The organism is Rhodoferax sp. (genome assembly GCF_028714215.1).
Taxonomy (GTDB): domain Bacteria; phylum Pseudomonadota; class Gammaproteobacteria; order Burkholderiales; family Burkholderiaceae_C; genus Rhodoferax.
The window spans coordinates 52364-73962 of record NZ_JAQTMS010000010.1; the positions used below are offsets into that span (position 1 = coordinate 52364).

The 21599-nt window shown below is 61.1% G+C and carries 19 protein-coding genes; 13 read left to right on the plus strand and 6 right to left on the minus strand.

Features of this window, described 5'->3' with window-relative positions:
• Positions 1-118: 118 nt before the first annotated feature.
• The 10 genes from PHS32_RS06900 (at position 119) to PHS32_RS06945 (ending at position 10188) form a co-directional block, all read left to right on the plus strand.
• Positions 119-2470 carry a DUF5979 domain-containing protein gene (locus PHS32_RS06900; protein ID WP_301078187.1) on the plus strand — a complete coding sequence of 784 codons (2352 nt, stop codon included), beginning with the start codon at positions 119-121 and terminating at the stop codon, positions 2468-2470.
• A 118-nt stretch (positions 2471-2588) separates the two neighbouring features.
• Complete coding sequence (locus PHS32_RS06905; RefSeq protein ID WP_301078188.1) at positions 2589-2984, plus strand: hypothetical protein; 396 nt, start codon at positions 2589-2591, stop codon at positions 2982-2984.
• 72 nt (positions 2985-3056) lie between these two features.
• Positions 3057-3629, plus strand: a complete 573-nt coding sequence (locus PHS32_RS06910) for a hypothetical protein (protein WP_301078189.1) — start codon at positions 3057-3059, stop codon at positions 3627-3629.
• Positions 3630-3690: 61 nt separating this feature from the next.
• Positions 3691-4026, plus strand: coding sequence for a hypothetical protein (locus tag PHS32_RS06915; protein ID WP_301078191.1), 336 nt, complete (start codon positions 3691-3693; stop codon positions 4024-4026).
• Between the two features lie 209 nt (positions 4027-4235).
• Positions 4236-5279, plus strand: a complete 1044-nt coding sequence (locus tag PHS32_RS06920) for a hypothetical protein (protein ID WP_301078193.1) — start codon at positions 4236-4238, stop codon at positions 5277-5279.
• Between the two features lie 34 nt (positions 5280-5313).
• A complete protein-coding gene (locus PHS32_RS06925) occupies positions 5314-6489 on the plus strand; it encodes a HEAT repeat domain-containing protein (RefSeq protein ID WP_301078194.1) in 1176 nt (391 codons plus the stop codon).
• A gap of 73 nt (positions 6490-6562) precedes the next feature.
• On the plus strand, positions 6563-6973 hold the full coding sequence (locus tag PHS32_RS06930) for a hypothetical protein (RefSeq protein ID WP_301078195.1): 411 nt from the start codon (positions 6563-6565) through the stop codon (positions 6971-6973).
• Between the two features lie 28 nt (positions 6974-7001).
• Positions 7002-7580, plus strand: coding sequence for a hypothetical protein (locus PHS32_RS06935; RefSeq protein ID WP_301078196.1), 579 nt, complete (start codon positions 7002-7004; stop codon positions 7578-7580).
• Positions 7581-7586: 6 nt separating this feature from the next.
• Positions 7587-8177, plus strand: a complete 591-nt coding sequence (locus tag PHS32_RS06940; protein WP_301078197.1) for a LemA family protein — start codon at positions 7587-7589, stop codon at positions 8175-8177.
• A 22-nt stretch (positions 8178-8199) separates the two neighbouring features.
• A complete protein-coding gene (locus PHS32_RS06945) occupies positions 8200-10188 on the plus strand; it encodes a M48 family metallopeptidase (RefSeq protein WP_301078198.1) in 1989 nt (662 codons plus the stop codon).
• A gap of 21 nt (positions 10189-10209) precedes the next feature.
• Here the strand turns inward: PHS32_RS06945 and PHS32_RS06950 are convergent, their stop codons facing one another.
• The 6 genes from PHS32_RS06950 to PHS32_RS06975 all read right to left on the minus strand — a co-directional run bounded on the left by PHS32_RS06950 (position 10210) and on the right by PHS32_RS06975 (position 19090).
• Entirely contained in the window at positions 10210-10812 is a 603-nt protein-coding gene (locus PHS32_RS06950; RefSeq protein WP_301078199.1) for a hypothetical protein, read from the minus strand.
• Between the two features lie 59 nt (positions 10813-10871).
• Positions 10872-11246, minus strand: coding sequence for a DUF3592 domain-containing protein (locus PHS32_RS06955; RefSeq protein WP_301078200.1), 375 nt, complete (start codon positions 11244-11246; stop codon positions 10872-10874).
• 72 nt (positions 11247-11318) lie between these two features.
• Positions 11319-11792 (minus strand): hypothetical protein, encoded by a 474-nt coding sequence (locus PHS32_RS06960; protein ID WP_301078201.1) that lies wholly within the window; start codon positions 11790-11792, stop codon positions 11319-11321.
• 241 nt (positions 11793-12033) lie between these two features.
• Positions 12034-13302: a TIGR03862 family flavoprotein gene (locus PHS32_RS06965; RefSeq protein ID WP_301078202.1), complete on the minus strand. Its 1269-nt coding sequence runs from the start codon at positions 13300-13302 to the stop codon at positions 12034-12036.
• Positions 13299-16589: a UvrD-helicase domain-containing protein gene (locus PHS32_RS06970; protein WP_301078203.1), complete on the minus strand. Its 3291-nt coding sequence runs from the start codon at positions 16587-16589 to the stop codon at positions 13299-13301. Before PHS32_RS06970 ends, PHS32_RS06965 begins: the two co-directional genes overlap by 4 nt.
• Positions 16586-19090 carry a PD-(D/E)XK nuclease family protein gene (locus PHS32_RS06975; RefSeq protein ID WP_301078204.1) on the minus strand — a complete coding sequence of 835 codons (2505 nt, stop codon included), beginning with the start codon at positions 19088-19090 and terminating at the stop codon, positions 16586-16588. Before PHS32_RS06975 ends, PHS32_RS06970 begins: the two co-directional genes overlap by 4 nt.
• A gap of 150 nt (positions 19091-19240) precedes the next feature.
• Here PHS32_RS06975 and trxA point away from each other — a divergent pair, with 150 nt between their 5' ends.
• From trxA to PHS32_RS06990, 3 genes are all read left to right on the plus strand, one after another.
• Complete coding sequence (trxA, locus tag PHS32_RS06980; protein ID WP_301078205.1) at positions 19241-19573, plus strand: thioredoxin TrxA; 333 nt, start codon at positions 19241-19243, stop codon at positions 19571-19573.
• A 330-nt stretch (positions 19574-19903) separates the two neighbouring features.
• The gene (rho, locus tag PHS32_RS06985; protein WP_301078206.1) at positions 19904-21166 is read left to right on the plus strand and encodes a transcription termination factor Rho; all 1263 of its coding nucleotides are present in this window, start codon (positions 19904-19906) and stop codon (positions 21164-21166) included.
• A gap of 169 nt (positions 21167-21335) precedes the next feature.
• Complete coding sequence (locus PHS32_RS06990) at positions 21336-21593, plus strand: type B 50S ribosomal protein L31 (RefSeq protein WP_301078207.1); 258 nt, start codon at positions 21336-21338, stop codon at positions 21591-21593.
• Positions 21594-21599: the final 6 nt, after the last annotated feature.

Consider the following 21599-nt stretch of genomic DNA (forward strand, 5'->3'; position numbering starts at 1 on the left):
ACCGGCAGGCTCGAAGAAAGAAAAGAAGCCATTGAACCGCTGCCAGCCGGTGCTCGACTACACAAGGTGCGGACACAACAGGTGTGCGTATCGACTGATACCCTAAAGGAGAATTGGTATGAATGGTTTACCCAAGCCCGCAGCGTCGGCCCGGCTCGCCACTGTGCGCGCGATGGTGACGCGCGCCTCGTGCATCACATTTGCCTGCGCCATACTGGTCGCTGGCCCGGTCGCTGCGCAAGTGGCGCCACTGTTGAACGGAAATTTCGAGGCAGCCCCACAAATCAATGGGTATACGTACGTGTCAGCGGGAAGCCACCTTTCTGGCGCCACCGGATGGAAAGTCACGGCTGGCGACGTGAACATCGGAACCACGCCGGCCGGAACACTATGCCAGGGCGGCGTTGGCCACTGCGTTGACCTGAATGGTTCCTCCCGCGGTGGTATTGAGCAGTCGATGGAATCGAAAGCGGGATCGAGGTGCACGGTGACATTCTGGATGTCGCGACACCTGCAGCGGACGTCGGCTACCCTACAGACTTTCGTCAACAATGTGGCGACCTCACCCGCGACGTTCACTCACAATACCGCCGGGATCAGTCCGACCGACGGCAAATGGCAACAGCACAGCTTCAGCTTCACGTCGGTTGCCCCCTCGACGACGATTGCCTTCGTATCGGCCATGTCAGGCGCCGCTGGCCCACAGGTCGACAACGTGACGATGACCTGCGCGTCGCCCTCAGGCTCGCTCAGCGTGCAAAAGATTGTGGTCAACAATGTCGGTCCATCGGCGCCGATTCCGCCGACCTTCGACACCACCACGCACTGCTCGGCAAGTGCCGGTTCATCAAGTGTCAATACACCGCTAGCGGTCCCGGGTGGCCAGACGGTCCTGCAGCCGGGGACGCTTCCGGCCGGTACGATTTGCTCCGTCACCGAAGTGGTGCCACAGCACATCGCAGCGCTGGAGGCGTGTAAGGGACGCGGCGCGACGTGGACGGAAACCCACTCGGGGCCGGTCACCATTGTCGCGGGGCAGACGGCTGTCCTGACAGAGACGAACACACTGGACTGCGACAAACCGACCGGCGGAACCTTGCAAGCGCACAAGACCGTCGTCAACACACTTGGCGTGCCAACGCCGTCGAGCTTCACCATGACGGCGACCTGCACCGGCATGGCACCGATCCCGTTGCTGGTGCCGGTTGATGGCACGGTGACGGTACCGCCCGGCGGACTGATTCCAGACGGTACGGTCTGCACCATCGCCGAGACAATTCCGCCACAGGTGACCGGCGTGAAGGCCTGCCCCAGTGGCACCGCCACATGGGTCCCCAGCAACCCGGGGCCGCTCACGGTTCATACCGGGCAGACGACCGGCACCATCATCACCAACACGCTGACTTGCGACCCACCAAGAGGCGGCCACCTGACCGTCAACAAGGTCATTGTCAACACCACCGGTGGCCCGGCACCGATACCGCCAACGTTCGACGTGGCAGCGCAATGCACCTTGTCGGGTGCGAATACCCTCAACGTGACGCTGCCTGTTCCGTCGAACGGTGGCCTCTCGGCAGCGCCGCCGATTGCCGTGGGAAGCATCTGCAACATCCACGAAGGTCTGCTCGCCAAAATTCCCAACCTGAAAGCATGCAACGGTGCCACCGCCTCATGGACATCGAGCTATTCGGGCCCTGTGACGATGCTGGCGGGTGGGGCGACCCTGACCGCCACCAACACACTGGCGTGCGACAAGCCGACGGAGCCGGCTCGCTTCGAGATCCGCAAGAACACGGGGGCCACGGTAATCCCCGGAACGTATCTGTTCAACCTCAACTGCACGCGGGGGGGCACACCGGTGTCGGTCACCAGTCCGGTGCAGATCGTGTTGCCGGGTACCGGGTTCACGACGATCAGCGTTCCCGGCGGAGCCAGCTGCGTCGTGACGGAACAATCGCCCGGCAGCAACTGGAATCCATCGCCCGTGTTTACGGGAAGCGGCGGCTTGACCGTGATCCCCGGTGGCGGGCTGGTCGCGACCGTCGGTCCGGTCACCGGGACCAGCGGCGTCGTCACCGTCATGAATGAACGCAAGCCGGACAGCGCGGGCTGCCCGGACCGGACGCAAACCAGCATTGGCTGCCGTGTGACGGTAACGATCAGGCGAGCCAAGGGGCCGGCTACCTATTCCGTGATCCCCTCGCAGGCAGCAACCTACCCGATGAGCAACAGCCCTCCGAGCACGGGATCGGCCTGCGTCATCGCCGGCAATGCGATGATCAACCAGACGACTTGCTGGTTCAACTACAGCGCCAGTTCCAGCATGATCACGCTGAGCACGGCTTCATCCACGGGATCGCCGCCGTTGGCCAACTGGACCGGCGATTGCAACGCCATGAACTCGGCAACATGCATGCTGCCTGCCGTCACCCAGGCAACCCCGAGGAGTGTCGTGGTCACCTTCCCCTGATCCCTGACGCCGGCCTCGAAACAATCACGGGGCAGCGCCGTTCCGCTGCATGAAGGGCCGCATTGAAGTCGCACAACCACGATGAGCATGGATTGCGCCCGCTGACAGGAGTAGTCAAATGAAACATCCCCAGAACACACAAGCTGCCGGCAGACTGATTTCACCGACCGCATTTGTCCTCATCCTCGTGCTGCAGTTCGCTGCCGTATCCAATGCATTTGCGAAATGCAAGATTTGCCTTCGCGGATTGGGCTGCGAAATTACGGCGGGCACGTGCACTGACAAAGACAATGTCGACATGATGGAAAATCATAAGCCGTCCTCCTGTCGCGAAGCGGTGATTGCGCCCAATCCAAACAACTACCTTCTGTACGACAAAGCAGCGGCGAAAGCATGGTTTGTGGAAGGAACCGAGAAGACACCAATTAGGGGGCAAATGACGCCCGACGTCTTGAACCGTTGGAGCAGAGAGACCGGGCTTCGCGTCGAATCGGCAAACCGCACGAAGAAATAATGCAGGATACCTGGCGTGTCTGGTCGCGAGCTTGCACGCTCAAGCCACACGCCACCGGCAATGGCTGGGCAAATGAATCGCAGCTTGATTGAACCGGCGCCAACCCATGCCCGACTCAGATTGAGTGGAGCCGAAGTGCTTCCGAATTCGACCAACAACAAAGGACTCAGCATGACCCACCTCTCGACCCTGTTTGCGCTCGTAGGCAGCCTGACCTTTGTCCAGTTCGTCTCGGCGGCATCAATGTCTATTGACTCCGTGAACGTCGAATGCAAAGTTGTCAGTGGTCAACCTCATACGGTCCGGGTGGTGATGGCTTACCCCCCGGCCCTCCCCAGCGGTGACTTTGACTACCGGTACTCGTTTCAAAACGTCGGCACAGGTCAAATCAGCACGTTTTATTACGGACTGCTTTATGGTTTGCAGACTTTCCCACTTCAGGCCGGCCGTTACAACTTAACGGTCACGTTTTCGGTTTCGGGTGTTCCGAACGCCCCAGCGCACCCCGGTTCTGTGGTGTATTGGAACGACATCAAGGTGCCGGCAACTGTCTCCACCCACGGCAGGGGTACCGGCTGCGAATTTGCCAGCGTGGCCAATCGGGCCAACCTGATCGCTCCCGCGGTCAAGCCTAAAACAAATTAGGTCCTTCAAGCCAGGCTCGGCATAAGAAGGTCATAGTCATTGGGCCTGCGGAGCATGCGTCATGAGTGAGTGTCGGTGCATGACGCCGCCCTTTCACCGCGATGACTTTTATTCCCAGGCCATCGGCATCGACATGACGAACCTGCGTTTCGGCGAGGTCTCGGTTGAAACTTGTAAGACCTGTGGATCGAAGTGGCTGCAGTACTTCGTCGAATACGAGGCGTTCACGGCATCGGGTCGCTATTTCAGAGGCATGGCAAGCCTTGAGCAACTCCTGGGACTCACGCCCGAGCGAGCGGCGGCCGTGCTGGCAGGCATGCCCTGGTACTTCCGCGGCGGCAGCTACTACCGGACGCCGGGGGAGCGCGCGTCGGGGGTCCCGCAGGTCGATCTTTGACGCACAACGGCAGTGTCGCCACAGCTTGCGCTGACCGAATCTGCGCACAGCCCCTGCCGTCGAAGCAAGCGCAGCCCGTACCCCACAAGATCAGCTGAAGGTTTGCCAAACAAATCCACGCTCGATTGAACCGGCGCCAGCCAGTTCCCGACTCAGATTGAAGGGGCCGAATGGCGCCGATATTCACCGAACCGACACAGGAGACCCCCATGAAACGCATCGTCACACCGCTGGTGCTCGGCCCAGTCATCGCATTGATAGCGCTGAGCGGACGCGCACAACCAGTTGCCCCTGCGAAGAAGTTCGACCTGAAGGTTCAGATCGTTGTCGAGACAACGCCCATGGTGTACGGACCACTGAATGTTCCCGCTGGCACCGTCGTCTCTGCTCCACCCTCACCTCCTTCCATCATCAATTGCCCAATGACGCCCGGCGCAGCGCTAGCGACAAGCGGTGATTGTTCCGAAATTGGGCTGCCATCGAACACCAACATCAAATTGCTGGCCTCTGCAAATTTGCCCAATGCGCATTTCCACCAATGGAAAGACATTCCGAACATGTTGGGCGTGACTGTCTCCACTTCTTGCAGCTCACCCATGGCACCCAGCATCACCTGCAGCATGGCGGGGTCAAGGGCGATTCAGGCGATCTACAAGTGCAACGACCCATACCACTTCAACCCGAAAACACAAAACTGCGAAGGTGCCGGAAAGAATAAGTACGCCGATGATTTCACGCAGTTGAATACCAAACTCGATGCGCGTGCGGCCACCCCGGTCGCAGGTGGGAGTACCGAGAGCGGGATAACAACGACATTGAACACAGTTGCCGCCTCCGGTACTGCCACCAAGACAGCCGTCGACGATTCCAAGGCTCACCAATCCACCGCAGTTAAGTCACAGGTCACGGCATTGCAAACCGCTGTAGCCGGGCTTCCTAATACTGCCTCGATCACCGCATTGCAAACCGACTTAACAGTCGCCTCGATCACCGCATTGGCCACCCAAACAACCAATGCCGATGCACGTGCCAAACCACCGAATATTGACACGCCCGGCATTGGCGAATTCGTACCGCCTTTCGATGGATGGTTGAAGGTGGATCGGCCTCTGCAAATAGGCGCCGCGGTCATTTATAAGAGCAAGAAGGGCGTTGTTTCGATTGCAAACGGGATAACGCAGATCGCGTGGGGCGACGGATCCACATCGCGGATCGCCAGAACGTTGGAGGAAGTATCGCGCGCCGCGAAATAGGGCGAGTGCTACTCCAGCAAAGGGAGATTTTCAAATGGCAATCCACCGCATCGGCTCTGCGATCTTCAAAATGATCCTGTCCGCCAATCTGTTGATCACCGGGTCAGCTGGCATGGCTCAAGGCACGGCGCCCAATCACCTGGTCCAGGCGCTCACCAGCCATTTCCAAACGGTTACCCCGGAGATGCGGCGACAGAGGGTGTCAGGCGGCTATGGCGAAACGATTTCCGGCACTGCCATTTCACAGGAGGCGGTGGCACGGGAGGTTTCTCTGTTCAAAGAGGCCCTGGCCACCGGCTTGGTAAAGTCCCCCGACCCGCTGTTCCTGGCGCTGGGTCACAACCTGATCGTGCATGATCCAGGCACCGGCCTGGCCTACCTGAAGGCACAGCACGAAACCGCGGATCTGAGCGACGGCAACGTTGGTGAAACTCTGGTCGTGGGCACCATCGCCGCGGGTGAGCCGGGCGAGATGCTAGCCGTCTCGCAGCTGGCGTCCAAGGATGGCAGCCGCAGGTCTTTCTGGGCGCACTACCTGGAGTACAACGCCATCTTCCTATCCTCGGCAGAGCCGATCCAGAAGCAGCTTGCAGTCGAGTCCGATCCTGCCGTCAAGGCATCGCTGCTGCGGGCGCTGTCGATGATAGGTTCGCCCACCTCTCTGGCCTTCGTGAAAGATCTGGTGGAGCACACCACAGACGATGCCGTGCAGGCGGCCGCCATGTTTGCCTTTGTGGAGTTGGCCGGATACGACGGCATCCCGTTCATGGAGGCGGTCAAACCGGTGGGTGAGAAATCTTCTCGGGAACGACAAGACGCGCTGGGATGGTTGAAGGCCGAGACCCGTCCCGACGCCAAACATGGCCGTGACGTCACCAGCAATACGGGCTTCGTGGCTCGCTTCGGTACGCTATTCACCTCGCCCGTGATGCGCTGGCTGAGTGACCACGGCCTGCTCAAGGAAGCTGCCCTGAGGCAGCCGCCAGTGCTTGGCGCCGCCGAGAAGGCAGAACTGCTGGAACTGCTGATTGACTCCAAGGGTTTCGGGTTGGAAGCGGTGAAGGGGGCCTTGTTTCGCAGCCTGTCGAAACAGGACGAAGCATCGCTGCTGCGAATTCGGACGGTTTCCCTCTACTCGCCCAACGAGTTGTCGATGGCCAGGCTGAGCACGGTGGGAATCATGGTGCGCAGGATTCGTCAGGAGTTGTGACTTGGGTACGAGGGCATCGACAGCAAGCAAACACAAGGCACGTTGGCGAGCAGCGAAGCCCTGCCCGCTTCTCGTGTCACTGCTGTTGGCCGGGATGCCCGTCTTCGCCGCAGGCCAACCGGCTGACAGTGGCCTCGACTATCTGTCCGGATCGTATGTCGTGATCGGCAAACACGCCGATTCGGAAAAGACCTACACCGGACGCATGACCGTGTCGCTCGCCGAGCAAGTGCTGAAGATCGTACGAGTGATCGGCGGTCGGTCCACTGAGGCCACGGGAACGATGGACGCCGCCACGCCGGATCGGATTCCAGTTTTGCGCGTCAGCTTCAAAGAGCATGGAAAACTGCACGAGGAAACTTGCATGGTCAGCAGCGACCTCGACAACTATCCCAGAGTGAGCTGCTATGTCCAACACAACTTCACGAAGAAGGTGGGGTTGGAGGCCTGGTTTTCAGACCACGGGCAGCTTCGGCGCCAGTGATGCATCAAACCCCCTATTGCCGGCACCAATGACCAAACACACCAAGTCAATATTGGCAGCCATCCCCCTGCTGCTTGTGTCAGGTTATCTGGCCGCGGCATGGTACAACCTACGACAAGATATTGATGTTCCTATCCTGGCAATCACTACCGACGCGATTCCGGGAATCCCCGCCAGCATTGCGCAGATGTATTTGTACCTCAGTGATTTCGATCCCAATGCCAGCACCCACTATGGCATGCCAGCGCTCAATTTCATTGTCGCCGGATACGGGTCCGGGGATTCAAAGCAAAACAAAATCATACTTGAGTTATCCCGAAAATTCATTGAAAAGGGAGCGCAAGTCAACCAATCGTGGAATGGATTTACACCGCTGCAAGGGGCCGTCTTGGCAAACGAACCCGTCTTGGTTGAACATTTGCTGCGAAATGGTGCCGATCCAGATATCAGGTTGAAGCACCCCGGCAAGGCGAGCGATAACCTGACAGCATTAGAGTTTGCCAAGTACCTGGCAGGTCGCAAGAAGCAAGATATGGGCAGCGTACTGGAAGTGCTGAACAAGCAACCTAAGCCAGCGGATCAAAGTGTCGTCAACCAAGGAAAGTGAATCAAAATGGAATTCATCATCGGTGCTGTGGTAGTCGTGGGTTTATTGGCATGGGCTGTATCAATCTACAACCGCCTGGTGGCGCTGCGCAACCGTTACAAAAACGGTTTTGCACAGATCGATGTGCAACTCAAACGCCGCTATGACCTGATCCCCAATCTGGTTGAAACGGCCCGGGCCTACATGGCCCACGAGCGCGAAACCCTCGAAGCCCTGATTGTGGCGCGTAACACCGCGTTGACCGCTGCCGGCAAGGCCGCTCAGGCTCCTGGTGAAGCGGCGGCGATGCGGGGGCTGGCGAGTGCCGAAGCGGGTCTCTCGGGGGCCCTTTCCAAGCTTTTTGCGCTGTCTGAAGCGCACCCGGATCTGAAGGCGAATCAGACCATGATGCAACTCTCGGAAGAACTCAGCAGCACCGAGAACAAGGTCGCCTTCGCACGCCAGGCGTTCAACGATTCGGTCATGGAATTCAACACCTGCGTCGAGTCTTTCCCGGACCTTGTTTTCGCCGGCGCCTTCGGCTTCCCACGCGCCGAATTGCTGGCGCTTGAAAATCCGGCCGAAGAGCGCCAGGCGCCCAAAGTCTCGTTCAGATAGTCCCGTCGGCCAGCCGCCTCGCATGGATTTCTTCGCCAAACAGAATCACGCGCGCCAGCACACCTGGCGCCTGGTCTTGCTCTTGCTGCTCGCCGTTATGGCCGTGATCACGGTGACGGACTTGCTGGTGACGGTGGGTGTCACTCTGGTCCTTGAAGATGACAACCTGCCTTGGCTGTTTCACCCCCTGCTGGTTGGTGCCACCATCGTCGCCATCATCGTCTGCGCGCTGTGGCGCGAATACCAGTTGCGCGGCGGTGGTGATGCGGTTGCCAAAATTGTCGGAGCCCGACTGCTGCCGCGGCATGCCGAAAATATGGAAGAGCGACGCTTCCTGAACGTGGTGGACGAGATGGCCATCGCCTCGGGTGTGGCGGTGCCATCGGTATGGGTGATGGACGCCGAAAAGAGCATCAACGCCCTGGCTGCCGGCTACTCCCCAAACCAGGCCGTCATCGTGGTGACGCAAGGCATGCTCACGCAACTTAATCGCGACGAGTTGCAGGGCGTCATCGGCCATGAGTTCAGCCACATTCTCAATGGCGACATGCGGCTCAACGTCCGGCTGATCGGCGTTCTAGCCGGCCTAGCGGCGATTGGCACAACGGCCAAAGGCGTCATCGTCTTGTTGCTGGCGATACCCGCCGCGCTTTTGGGCGCAATGAGCTTTTTCGTCTCGAAGATTCAAGATGGATTTGACAAACGGCTGCAAGGCTGGAAAGCCGTCATTTGGTTACCGGTATTCTTCATCGTCGGGTCTCCCCTCTTGCTGCTCATGGCCGGTTTGCTATACGTGGGCGCCATGGGCACCATGCTGGGAGGCAAGACCGTGCTAGTTTTGGCTGGGCTGATCATCGTGGTGGGCTCCATCGGAGTGCTTTTCGGTCGCCTGATCCGGGCCGCCGTGTCGCGTCAGCGCGAGTTCCTGGCCGACGCTGCGTCGGTGCAATTCACGCGCAATCCCGACGGTTTGATCAGTGCCCTGGAGAAGATACGCGGCGGCGAGGGTTCGCTGGTCAGCAACGCCCTGGCCGGCGAACTGAGCCACATGTTCTTCAGCCAGGCGATTAAGTCGGCCCTTCTCAAGGACTGGTTCGCCACCCATCCTTCGATCGATGAACGGCTGGCAAGCATTACCGGCCATGGACCGGAAGTGCCTGCAAAACCGCGGGTTGGCGTGACGCCGGAAGAGGGGCAAGCGTGGTCGGTGCCGCAAGCCGCCGTGGCCAACTTCAGCGTCACGCCGCTGCACGTGGAGCAAGCGACGCGGATGCTGGACGCCATGCCCCAGGCGTTGCGCCAAGCGCTCAACTCAGCCCAGGGTGCGCGCGCCGCCGTTTATGCGCTGCTTCTCTCAAGCGATGCCAAGCTTCGCGCAACGCAGACAAGCGCTTTTGGCGCCACTGGCGATGGCGCCATGACACCGACTCTTGACGAGCTTGCCAAAAGTCTGCAGGAACTCGGCCCCGCCGGCCGCCTACCCGTGCTGGCCCTGGCAACACCGGCATTGCGCCAGATGAGTCCGTCGGAGCGCAAGGCCTTACTCAGCGCCGTAGACCAATGCGCGAAGGCCGACCAAGAGGTAACGCTGGCCGAGTTCGTCGTTGTCACCATTCTCAAGCGCCAGTTGTCAGGCAAGGCGTCTGGCGGCAAGCGTGTACGTCAGGGTAACCTCAATACCGTGAAGGCCGAAGTGCTGCTGTTGCTCGTCACCCTGGCTCGCGCTGGCGACGCCGACCCGGCAGCACAGAAGGCCGCGTTTGCACGCGGGGCGACGCGCATCGGTTTTGAGCCCGGCATGCCACCCAGCGCGCCTTTCGCAGCCGATGCCATGAGCGCTGCCTTGGACCGATTGCGCCAGCTGACACCAGTCATGAAGCAAGACCTGATTTCAGCTTGCGTGGAAGCTGCGCTGGTTGACGGAAAGTTGCTGCTGGCCGAAGTCGAATTGCTACGCACCATCGGCATGGCCATCGACTGCCCACTGCCGCCAAGCGTGACGCCGGCCTGAAACCCGCAACCGGTCCCCCGCCTATTTCATGATTTTGTCCAGGTCCAGCAGTCCAATATGGCAGGTGTAAGGATTTTTGTCGTATCCCGCCTCGCCATTGAAAGTGATGATGAATTTACCGTCTTTCAAGTGTGTGATATCTGAAATGGATTCAAACTGCCCGCGCCTCAATGAAAAAGAAATTTCTTTGCTGTCCTTTGTTTTGACAATCAGATAATAGGTTTCGTTATCACCACGATACCGCCTGTCCATGGCTTTCAAGCTGACATCAGCGTATTTTTGACTGTTGGTTACAACGCGAGTCAATCTGTATCCATCCTTGTAGACTGTTGTGCCATTGATAAGCAATGGCTTTTTTTCTTCCGCGACCGTATACGGATTCAGCACATTCAAAATATCGCCGTTTTCAGAAGAAATTTCAGTAAATTTTGAATAGTGATTGCTGCCGTAAATAATGTTATTGCCTTTCAGGTAGACATCACCCACGCCTTCGATGGTCTTACTCCAAATCAAATTTGATAATTTCACTTTGTAGTTCTTGCCGCTTCCAAATATCGTATCGGCAAAGCAATTTGTACAAGTTGCAATGATGAATAAATACAGCGCGAGTATCAATTTTTTCATTTCGTGTCCCCGGTTACGATGCTGATCACGATTCAAGCGACCTCACTGGTCTCAAATGCTCAGAATGAAATCTTCTTGATCAGCAGTAATCTGAACAAACTGAAAAAAGCGAGAAAGAACAACCCGAAAACGACAGGCATCATGTACAGCTCTTCCCAGGTATTCAGGCGGCCTTCCTCAGGATGACCCGTGAGATACAGAACCTCCACCACGTCACCATGCTTAAAATCTCCGAACATCAATGGCGCGCCCGACGTTTTATACGTCTTGCCAGACGCGTCCTTGTATTCGACTTTCACACTCCTTGATCCTGAAGCGATGACCTGACCTGCCGACTTGACTCCATGGAGTTTCAGTTCAATCACGCTTTTTGAAAGTACCGCCGTCGCTGCACCGCATACAAGAACAATCACCAGTACAAAGACAAACTCCATCAAATTTGACTTCACCATTATTTTCAGCGGTCACACCGAGGTGTTAGACGAACCCTTGATTAAACTCGTCCTTCAAGGCTTATGGTTTCCGGGACGAGTGCGGTTAACCCCGTCTTCGCCGTCCTTGGCTTTCACTACGTCGGACTCTGTTTCAATCCCTTCGATGGTATGAACTCCGGCAACAGGTATGGTGGACTTTGAGGGCGCGACAGTGCCTTTGACGTCCTTACTCTGAACCCGACCATTCAAGCGGCCATCCTTGCCAATGATGATCGTCTGGAGGGACTGGCCGGGGATGTTGAGTTTGTATTTTCCGGGTTTCAATCCAGAGAAGCTGAAACCCCCACTGGCGTCGGTCTTGGTGTTGACTTTGATGTTGCCAGAATCGCCCTCAAGGCCTATCGGTATGCCCATGTCAGCGACCAGCGCCGTAACTCCAGCTACCTGATTACCCGCCAACGCCACTGAGCCGCCGCACATGAGCGCCAGTGCCACGACTGCGGGTGAAAACAACGTCATGGCTCGCATTTTCTGTGCTTGTTTCATTTCACTGCTCCTATGGGGTGGGAAAGGGCCAAGACCAAACCTTCTTTGCGGTTCAGCTCAGCGGGACGCGCATCCGGACCCACCTTTGTGAGTCCATCACTTGTTGCCGTCGGTTCAATGAAATCGTGAACTTTTTCAAGTTTGTCGAAATCCTGAGTCAGGTCAGGACCGCCACGCTGACCAGTTTGCTGCTCAAAAAGGGCTTGCGCAAGGCCTGGCTATTGCGTGAACTCAGCAGCGGCTAGGTTGGCATGGCGCCCAGGTAAGCCAGCACCCCCTGCCCGGCACGCCGGCCGCTGGCCAGACAAGCGGTTAGCAGATAGCCCCCGGTGGGAGCCTCCCAATCCAGCATCTCGCCGGCGCAAAACACGCCCGGCCACTGCGTCAACATCAGGTCCTGGTTCAGGGCCTCAAAGCGCACGCCGCCGGCGCTGCTGATGGCTTCGTCGAGCGGGCGCACGGCCGCCAGCGTGATGGGCAAGGCCTTGAGGGCAGCGGCCAGTTGAGCCGGGTCGTGCAGTTGGTCCTTCGTCAAGCGTTCATGCAGCAGGGCGGCCTTGATGCCTTCGATACCCAGGCGGCTCTTGAGGTGGCTGGAGAGCGAGCGCGAACCGCGTGGGTGGCGCACCTCGGCCAGCACCCGCTCAGGGCTCAGATCGGGCAACAGATCGAGATCAAAGGTGGCCGTGCCCAGCGCCATGATCTGATCGCGCAGCAAGCTCGCCGCCGCGTAAATCAGGCTGCCCTCGACACCCGTGGCGGTGGCCACAAATTCGCCTTTGCGCGCAAACCTGACGCCTTGCGACGTGGTAAAGGACAGGGCCACCGATTTGAAGGGCTGGCCGGCAAAACGGCTGCTGAAATAGGCGCTCCAGCCACCCTGCACGTCAAAACCGCAGTTGGCCGGCAGCAGCGGCGCCACTGCCACGCCCAGCGCTTGCAGCCAGGGCAGCCAGGCGCCATCGGAGCCCAATCGCGCCCAACTGCCGCCGCCCAGGGCCAGCACCACCGCGTCGGAGCGCGCCTGCACCTGGCCTTGCGGGTTGTCGAAGGCAAGGGTAAGGGCTGGTATGTCTTCGGACCGCCCGGCGCTGCCGCCGGTCCAGCGATGGCGCATGTGGAACTGCACGCCCGGCCCGTCCGGCGGATGGCGCAGCCGGTGCAGCCAGGCGCGCAGCAGAGGGGCGGCCTTCATGTCGACCGGGAACACCCGGCCCGAGGTGCCGACAAAAGTCTCGACCCCCAGTTCCTTGGCCCAGGCCCGTACCTGCGTCGGGCCAAAGTCGCGCAGCAAGGCCTCGACCTGGGCGCGGCGCGCGCCGTAGCGGGAGGCAAAGCCCTCGAACGGCTCCGAGTGCGTCAGATTCAGCCCGCCCTTGCCGGCCAGCAAAAACTTGCGTCCGACCGAGGGCATGGCGTCGTACAGATGCACTGCCACGCCAGCGCCGGATAACACTTCGGCGGCCATCAGTCCGGCCGGGCCGCCACCCACCACCATCACTTTTTTCATGAACCGTCCTCAAGTTCCAGCAAGGCGCCCGGGGCGCTCAAAAACGCGGCCTTGACCACTGCATCCGGGTACATCGACTGCACCGCCGCGCGGTAATGACACAGTTGCGCCACCAGCTCGGGTTGCTCTTGTGGCGACTCGGCCGACTTGTAGTCGAGCACCCACCAATGCCCCGCATGCGTGCCGTCCTTGCGCTGCACCAGGCGGTCCAGCCGCAGCGTCTGGCCCTGGTACTGCAACTCGACCTCGTTGCCCTGCCAGCCCAGCACACCAGGGTCCCAAGCCCAGGCGCCTGCGCCTTGCAAGATGCGTTGCGCCATCGCCGCCGCCTGCGTCCCCTGCGCTGGCGTCAACTCGAATTCACGCGCCGCGGCACTGGTATTGTCGGCCGAGACAGCGCCCCATTCCAGCAGGCGGTGCATCGCCTTGCCGATGCGCACCGACGCCGAATCCGGCGCATCCGCGTCGCCCGGAGCGGCTGGCGTCTCGGCTTTCGCGGCGTACTCCGCCGCAACCGACGGCAACTCCTTGATATGGAAAACCGGGTCGGCACCCGCTGCGGCGCCTGTCGCAAACGCGGCGGCCGGCGCATCCAGGCTGGCCTCGGTTGCCAGAGGGGACAGACGTTGCCACCAGCTGCGCTCGGCCGCCCGGTACGGCTCCATGCTGGAAATCGCCAGTGTCTGGCGGGCTCGCGTCAAGGCCACGTACAAGGCGTTGAGTTCTTCGCGCCCGCGTTCCAGACGCTCGGCCTCCAGCGTCGGCACGGCGCAGGCGGGAGGCTGGCTCTCGCTGGCCAGAAAGACAAACTTTTCCGGCCAGGCTGCCGCGCCCGGCCAGTTCACCAGCACCCCCATGGACTCGGCATTGCGCTGCGGGCTATCGGTATCGAGCAGCAACACGACCGCTGCTTCCAGACCCTTGGCGCCGTGGATGGTCAGCAGCCGCACGGCATCCGGGTTGACCGCCGCCGGTGCCAGCACGCCACCGGCTTTGAGGGCCCGGACCAAGGCGTAAGGGGTGGCGTAGCGGCCACCGCCCAATTGCAGCGACACCCCCAGCAAGGTCCGCAGATTGGCCAGCACCGAGTCGCGCTGGTTGGCGGGGGCCGCCGCCGCAAAGCGTGCCTGCACATCGCCATCGGTGTAAATGGCTTGCAGCGCATCGTGCGGCGGCAGCTGGTCCAGCCAGGCCTTCCAGCGCCGCAAACAATTCAGCACACTGCGGCCATCCGGCGTCACCAGTGGCGCTTTTTCCAGCAATTCGAACCACGGCAGACCAGGTTCAACTTGCGCCAGTGCCAGTTGCACCAGGGCCTGGTCCGGCAGGCCGAACAGGGGCGACTTGAGCACCCGCGCCAGCGACAGGTCATGCTGCGGCGACACCAGGGAATCGAACAGCGCCACCAGGTCCTGCACTTCGCAGCATTCGATCAGGTCGGTTTTCTCGCCGATCTGCGCCGCCATGTGCAGCTTGCGCAACTCGTCCTGCAAAGGCAGCAGAGCGGCCCGTTTGCGCGCCAGCACCATGATGTCGGACGGTTGGAAACGTAGGAGTTGCTGCGCGATCCAGCGCGCCGCCTGACGCGCCTCCAGCGTGCGCAAGGTCTCTTCCGGCAGTTCACGCGGGGTGCCCAGGCTGTCGCGCCAGGCGACGGTATCGGCTTCAGTCCCAGACACATTAGCCTGGCGCGCGGGTCGCGCAATGGGCGGCAGCTTGCACACCGCACCCTGTTCCGGGGAACTGGTGGTGTGGACACGAAAACCGTCATAGCCGTCGGCCTGCGCCGCCTCCAGCATGGCCGCATTGACGGTCGCCAGCACCGCGCGGGCGTTGCGCCGGGTGTGGTCGCAACTGAGCAGATCACCATTCAAAGCCTGGCGCACAAAAGCTTGCGCGGCCTTGAACACCTGCGGTTCGGCGCGCCGGAAACGGTAAATGCTTTGCTTCGGGTCGCCCACCAGGAAGACACTGGGAGCCGTGGCGCCGGCGCCCGCGTAGCCGCTGAGCCAGGAGCGCAGCGCCTGCCATTGCAGCGGGTTGGTGTCCTGAAACTCGTCGATCAGCAAGTGCTTGATGCGGGCATCCAGACGCTCCTGAACCCAGCCCGAAAGCACCGGGTCGCCCAGCATCAGCAGCGCGGCGCGCTCGACATCATTCATGTCGATCCAGCCGCGCTCGAATTTGAGCGCGGCAAACTCCTTGAGCAACACGCGGCTGAGCCGCGCCATGCGTTGCTGGTACAGCCAGGCGGCCTGTTGCGCCCGGGCCGCCTGCACCCGCAGCAGCAGGTCTTGCGCCGCGCGCACCAGTTCGATGCCGGCAATCTTCTCGCCGAACTTGCGCGGCGCGCCTTCCTTCGTCAACAAGGCATCGAATGCCGCCGGCAGGTCGCCGTTGGCGAGTGCTGTTTCAAGTTCCAGCCCTTTCGCGGCAAACGTCTTGGCGCCGGCGCGCGCCAGCGCCTGGGCGGCAGCCAGCAGCGTTTGCCAGCGCTGCGGCTGGGCGCGCAGAAAGTCATCCGGCTGCTGCAGGGCGGCGAAGTCGGGGTACTGCTCGTCGAACGCCAGCACCGACTGGGCGACCACGCCATGCCCATCGGCCAGGGCAAACTCGGTGCGCTTGTCGAGCGCCGTCTGCAAGGCTTTTTCGGTCTGCGCGCGGCCATGCTCGAAAACGACCGCCTCATAGTCGGCCTGCTGCTGGGCATCCTCCGTCAGCAGCGCATAAAACCGGCGCCACACCAGCGCCTTGGCCGGTGCGTCGTCCTCCAGCAGTTCGTAGCTGGCCGGCAGTTCCATTTGCTGCAATGCAGCCAACGGGGCGCTGCGCAGCAAGGCGGCAAACCAGCTGTGGAAAGTGCGCACCTGCACCTGGCGTCCGCTGGCCAGGATTTTTTCATACAGCGTCGACAACTGCCGCGCCAGCTCGGCGGATGGCGGTCCACCGTCCTGCATGGCGACACCGCGATCGCGCAGTTCCTTGATCAGGGTCTGTGCATCGGCAGCGGCAAATTGGGCCAGCCACTGGTACAGCCGCTCGCGCATCTCGCTGGCCGCCTTCTTGGTGAAGGTAATGGCCAATATCTCGTGCGGCTGCACCCGCAGTTGCCCGCTTTGCGGATCGACACCGTCCAGCAAGGCCCGCACGATGCGCGACACCAGCATCCAGGTCTTGCCGGCACCGGCGCAGGCTTCCACCGCGACGCTGCGACGCGGGTCACAGGCGACGGCGTAGAAGGCCTCGGCGCTGACCGGCTGACCGTTGTGTTCGTAGGCAGCTTTCATTCCCAAAAATCCTTCCGGCACAAACCCCGCGCCGCGCAAAACTCGCAGGCTTTGCCTTCACCCAGCGCCGCCATGGGATGTCCCTCCGAGATACGCGCCATGTCGGAGGCAATGCCCTCCAGCAGTTGGTCGCGCAAGCCCACAATATCGGCTTGCGGATAGTATTTGCTGCCCTCTTTTTCACCCACATTCAGGTACGCCGCGGCCAGCGTGTCGTCGCTCAGCAGGGCGGCATAAAAGGCCAGCTGGGTGTCCTCCAGCGCGTCCTTGATGCGCTGGGCAGTGTTGTTGCGGACCTCGGTTTTGTAATCGATGACCAGCGCGCTGCCATCCGCCAGCCGGTCTATGCGATCAATCTTGCCGACCAGGGTCAGGTGGCCCAGCGGCATTTCTTTCCAGGCTTCGGCCTGCTGGAAGCGGGCGCCGCCGGCTTCGTGGTCGGTCAGCCATTGCAGGTAACCCGCGCGCACCCGCGGCCAGGTCGCGGCGAAGGGCAGAAATTCGCTCTGAGACAAAGCCAGCTCGGCCGTGGCCTGCTGGGCGGCGGCATCAAGCAGGGCGCTGCGCGCCGGCAATCCGGACGCCGGCGCGGCTTGCAAGGCTTCATGAAAAAGCTTCAACACGTGGTGCAGCCAATTGCCGAAATCCCGTTTGTCCAGCGCGACGTCGAGCTCATCCGACTCCTGCAATTTCAACTGGCGCAGCGCAAAAAAGCGGTATGGGCAGCGCCGCAGGTCTTCATAGGCGGTGCTGGAGAGCCGCTTCAGCGGCAGGGCGTCACCGCTGGGCGCCGGCATGGCACAGGGCTGCGGACTGAGCGCGCGCAAGGCGCTGGGGTCGGGCGCCAGCGCCAGCGCTTGCCGCAGCCGCAACGCCTGCACGAAGCCGCTGGCCATCAAATGCTCGCCGCCTTCACTCTGACGCCACAACAGGTCGACCTGCGGAAACTGCAAGGCGTAACACCAGCCGGCACGCGCCGCGGCGGCCAGTTGTTCGCGTGCCGGCAGGCCCAGCAAGGCACGCTGGGCCGGGGTCCAGGGGCCAGCCGGCTCGGGCGACACCGGCAGTCGAACCTCGTCGCAGCCCGGCAGCACCACCGCCGCCACGGAACGACCCAGCAGTTGACTCAAAGGCAGGATCACGACTTGCGGCGGGACGGGTTGCGGCAGTGAAAAATTCAGGCTCTCCAACGTCTGGCTGACCCAGGCCGTGAACTCGCGCTGGCTCATGCGCGCGGCAACATCCGCAAATTCGATTTCAGCGCCCTCGCGCAGACGCAGGGCGGCCAGCACCCTCTGGCCGGCCGGATCCTGCGCCAGACCGGACCACTGCCCCGCGCTGTCCAGGGCATGGCGCAAATCGGCCAGCCAGCGCGTCAGCGGCCGGGCCGACTGCAAGGTCTCGCGCAGTGACTGCACCTGCTGCGCCAGGGCGTTGTCGAGCGGCACCGCGCGCCAGTCGCGCAGACCCATGCGGCGCCAGGCGATCTCCGCCTGCGTCACGGCCTGCGGGTCAAACGCCGGCGCATTTTTCAGCCAGTCCAGCACCACATCGGTCGTCGCATCCCACACTTGCGCCCGCAGCAGGCTCAGCACGGCAGCGGCGGCCCGCGTGGTGGACAGCGTCCAGCCGGTCTCGTCGCGCAAGGCCACGCCGCGCTGGGCCAGCATGGCGTGCACCCGGCGCGTCAGCAGCCGATCCTGCGCCACCAGGGCGACCGGACTGCGGCCCTGCGCCAGATGCGCCAACACGCACGCGGCGGCGCGCTGCGCCTCGTCTTCCCCGTCGGCAGCGGCGTGCAACAGCGGGACGCCGGCGTCTGCGTCAGGCCCTGGCGCCAGCGCCAGGGGCACCGTGACGACCCGGTTGCCCAGCGCCTGCTGCAAGGCCAGTGCCAGCGGTTCGGTCTGAAAACCTTGCAGCAACACCAGCAAGTCCGGCGTCGCGGAAAAAACCGTATCGGTCGGGTAACTCGAACTGGCGGCCCACGCCAACGCGATGCGGGCAATCGCTGCTTCCAGGGCCAACAGTGGGGAATCCATGCCGGCCACCAGCGCGCCGGCCAAGCCGCTGCCCCACTGCAGGCGCACCGCGGGTGGCTGGGCGGCGGCGCTGCGGGCCAGGCTCCAGGCCGCTTCCAGCAAACGCGCGGCAAGCACATTCTGCTGCGCCGCCAGCCCGCTGCGCGACAGCAGCGATGTAGCGGTCAGCAGGTCGCGCGCGGCGTCCAGCCGCAAATCGTCGCCAGCGGGCGCAAAACCGCCCAAGCCGCGAGCCCAGCTGATGCTGGTCTCGAAGCGGGGCAGAAAGTGTGCCTGCGGCTGCGCGCCGTCGCAGCCGCGCAGCCAGGCGTTGCGCGCTTCCGGCATGAGTTGCACATACGGCAACAGCAGCAGCGTGCGCGACGGCTCCACCTTGCGCTGCGCCATTTGGGCACGAACCTGACCCATGACGCCGTCCCAGGCCGCGGTCACATGATGTTTTTTCACTATCTCGGCCATAGGCGATTGTCTATCGAAGCTGGGGCTTGGTTTCTGTCACAATTTCCCCACTTTACCTGTTACCGATCACACCACTAGAACTTTCCCGGACAAACCCGGTATTGCTGTGACAAGCGGTTCTGCCCTCAACATTTTTTAAAAGGAAATACCATGGCCAGCGAACTTATCAAACATGTCTCCGACGCTTCCTTCGAGGCCGATGTCATGCAATCCTCCGTGCCGGTGCTGGTGGACTACTGGGCCGAATGGTGCGGTCCGTGCAAAATGATTGCCCCCCTGCTGGACGACTTGTCGGCCAGCTACGAGGGCAAGCTGCAAATCGCCAAAATGAACGTGGACGAAAACCGCGACATCCCGGCCAAATTCGGTATTCGCGGCATTCCCACGCTGATGTTGTTCAAGGACGGCCAGTTGGCGGCCACCAAGGTCGGAGCCATGAGCAAGGCCCAGATGATCGCCTTTATCGATCAACAACTGGCGTGACTGCAAACAGCGCCATCGGCACAACTTTGTCATGCCGGGCCTGACCCGGCATCCCTGCCGCGCAAGCATTGGATGGCAGGTGCTGGAACCCCGCCCCCGGATCAAGCCCGGGGCAGGCTCCGATCCGGGACCGCAGTGCCAACGGCGTGAACCATGTTGGCGTTTCCCCGGTATCGGATTTCTCCAGATTTTCCTGTCATAATCACGCCAGTTCACCAACTCCCCTTGAGTTGGTTCGAGTTTCCGGTTCAAAACTCCGAGGTTGTGGCAACGGTCCCGCCTCACCCTTACCTCCCCCACGTTCCGTTCAACTTCCTAGTTAGCCACTCCATGCACTTAAACGAACTCAAGGCACTGCACGTGTCGGAAGTCCTCAAGCAAGCCGAGGAGCTTGAGATTGAAAACACCGGCCGCATGCGCAAGCAGGAGCTGATGTTCGCCATCATCAAGAAGCGCGCCCGCACCGGCGAGCAGATCATCGCCGACGGCGTGCTGGAAATTTTGCCCGACGGCTTCGGTTTTCTGCGCAGCCCGGACACCAGCTACACCGCCTCGACCGACGATATCTACATCAGCCCCAGCCAGGTACGCCGCTTCAATCTGCACACCGGCGACATGATCGAAGGCGAGGTGCGCACGCCGAAAGACGGTGAACGCTACTTTGCCCTGAACAAGCTGGACAAGGTCAACGGTGGCGGTCCGGAAGAGAACAAGCACAAGGTGATGTTCGAGAATCTGACGCCACTGTTCCCCAAGGTGCAGATGAAGCTGGAGCAGGACATCAAGAGTGATGAGAACATCACCGGGCGCATCATCGACATCATCGCCCCCATTGGCAAGGGCCAACGCGCACTGCTGGTGGCGCCACCCAAGAGCGGCAAGACGGTGATGATGCAGCACATCGCCCATGCCATCAGCGCCAACTATCCAGAGATCCACATGATGGTGCTGCTGGTCGACGAGCGCCCCGAGGAAGTGACCGAAATGCAGCGCACCGTGAAGGGTGAGGTGATAGCCTCCACCTTCGACGAACCGGCGGCCCGCCATGTGCACGTGGCCGAGATGGTGATCGAGCGCGCCAAGCGTCTGGTCGAGCTGAAAAAAGACGTGGTCATCCTGCTCGACTCGATCACGCGGCTGGCACGTGCCTACAACAACGTCGTGCCCTCCAGCGGCAAGGTGCTGACCGGCGGCGTCGATGCCAACGCGCTGCAGCGCCCCAAACGTTTCCTGGGCGCGGCCCGCAATGTGGAGGAAGGCGGCTCATTGACCATCATTGCCACCGCACTGATTGACACCGGCAGCCGCATGGACGAGGTTATTTTTGAAGAGTTCAAGGGTACCGGCAACAGTGAAATCCATCTGGACCGCCGGCTGTACGAGAAACGCGTATTCCCGTCGATCCAGCTCAACCGCAGCGGCACACGGCGCGAAGAGTTGTTGTTGGCACCGGAAATCCTGCAAAAAACGCGCATCCTGCGCCAGTTCCTCTACAACATGGATGAGGTCGAGTCGATGGAGATGGTGCTCAAGCAGATGCGCGCCACCAAGAACAACAGCGAGTTCTTCGATATGATGCGCCGCGGCGGCTAACAAGCCTTGTCATCCCGGGCTCGACCCGGGATCCATGGATTGCGGATCAAGTCCGCAATGACAAGCCAAGGTATAATTTATGGTTTTACGCGACAAGTACGGCGGGCTTTGAATTGCGCAATGGTTTGCTCAAGGGCCTGTCGCGGCTAGCGCAACTGATGGAGAAGATATGAAAGAAGGCATTCACCCCAATTACCGCGATGTTTGTTTCCTGGACTCGTCCAATGGCTTCAAATTCGTGACCCGCTCCTGCGCGGCGGCCAAAGAGATGATCAAGATGGAAGATGGCCGCGAACTGCCGCTCTACAAACTCGATACCTCCAGCGAGTCGCATCCTTTCTACACCGGTACCCAGAAATCGGTGGACAACATGGGTGGCCGCGTCGAGCGCTTCCGCAACCGTTTCGGCAAGACCGCAGCCAAGTAAACTGGC

Coding starts and splice junctions, on each gene's coding strand:
- PHS32_RS06905 (WP_301078188.1), top strand. CDS start 2,589: ATGAAACATCCCCAGAACACACAAGCTGCCGGCAGACTGATTTCACCG.
- PHS32_RS06910 (WP_301078189.1), top strand. CDS start 3,057: ATGAATCGCAGCTTGATTGAACCGGCGCCAACCCATGCCCGACTCAGA.
- PHS32_RS06915 (WP_301078191.1), top strand. CDS start 3,691: ATGAGTGAGTGTCGGTGCATGACGCCGCCCTTTCACCGCGATGACTTT.
- trxA (WP_301078205.1), top strand. CDS start 19,241: ATGGCCAGCGAACTTATCAAACATGTCTCCGACGCTTCCTTCGAGGCC.
- PHS32_RS06970 (WP_301078203.1), bottom strand. CDS start 16,589: ATGAAAGCTGCCTACGAACACAACGGTCAGCCGGTCAGCGCCGAGGCC.
- PHS32_RS06920 (WP_301078193.1), top strand. CDS start 4,236: ATGAAACGCATCGTCACACCGCTGGTGCTCGGCCCAGTCATCGCATTG.
- PHS32_RS06900 (WP_301078187.1), top strand. CDS start 119: ATGAATGGTTTACCCAAGCCCGCAGCGTCGGCCCGGCTCGCCACTGTG.
- PHS32_RS06965 (WP_301078202.1), bottom strand. CDS start 13,302: ATGAAAAAAGTGATGGTGGTGGGTGGCGGCCCGGCCGGACTGATGGCC.
- PHS32_RS06945 (WP_301078198.1), top strand. CDS start 8,200: ATGGATTTCTTCGCCAAACAGAATCACGCGCGCCAGCACACCTGGCGC.
- PHS32_RS06935 (WP_301078196.1), top strand. CDS start 7,002: ATGACCAAACACACCAAGTCAATATTGGCAGCCATCCCCCTGCTGCTT.
- PHS32_RS06950 (WP_301078199.1), bottom strand. CDS start 10,812: ATGAAAAAATTGATACTCGCGCTGTATTTATTCATCATTGCAACTTGT.
- PHS32_RS06955 (WP_301078200.1), bottom strand. CDS start 11,246: ATGGAGTTTGTCTTTGTACTGGTGATTGTTCTTGTATGCGGTGCAGCG.
- PHS32_RS06990 (WP_301078207.1), top strand. CDS start 21,336: ATGAAAGAAGGCATTCACCCCAATTACCGCGATGTTTGTTTCCTGGAC.
- PHS32_RS06975 (WP_301078204.1), bottom strand. CDS start 19,090: ATGGCCGAGATAGTGAAAAAACATCATGTGACCGCGGCCTGGGACGGC.
- rho (WP_301078206.1), top strand. CDS start 19,904: ATGCACTTAAACGAACTCAAGGCACTGCACGTGTCGGAAGTCCTCAAG.
- PHS32_RS06925 (WP_301078194.1), top strand. CDS start 5,314: ATGGCAATCCACCGCATCGGCTCTGCGATCTTCAAAATGATCCTGTCC.
- PHS32_RS06940 (WP_301078197.1), top strand. CDS start 7,587: ATGGAATTCATCATCGGTGCTGTGGTAGTCGTGGGTTTATTGGCATGG.
- PHS32_RS06960 (WP_301078201.1), bottom strand. CDS start 11,792: ATGAAACAAGCACAGAAAATGCGAGCCATGACGTTGTTTTCACCCGCA.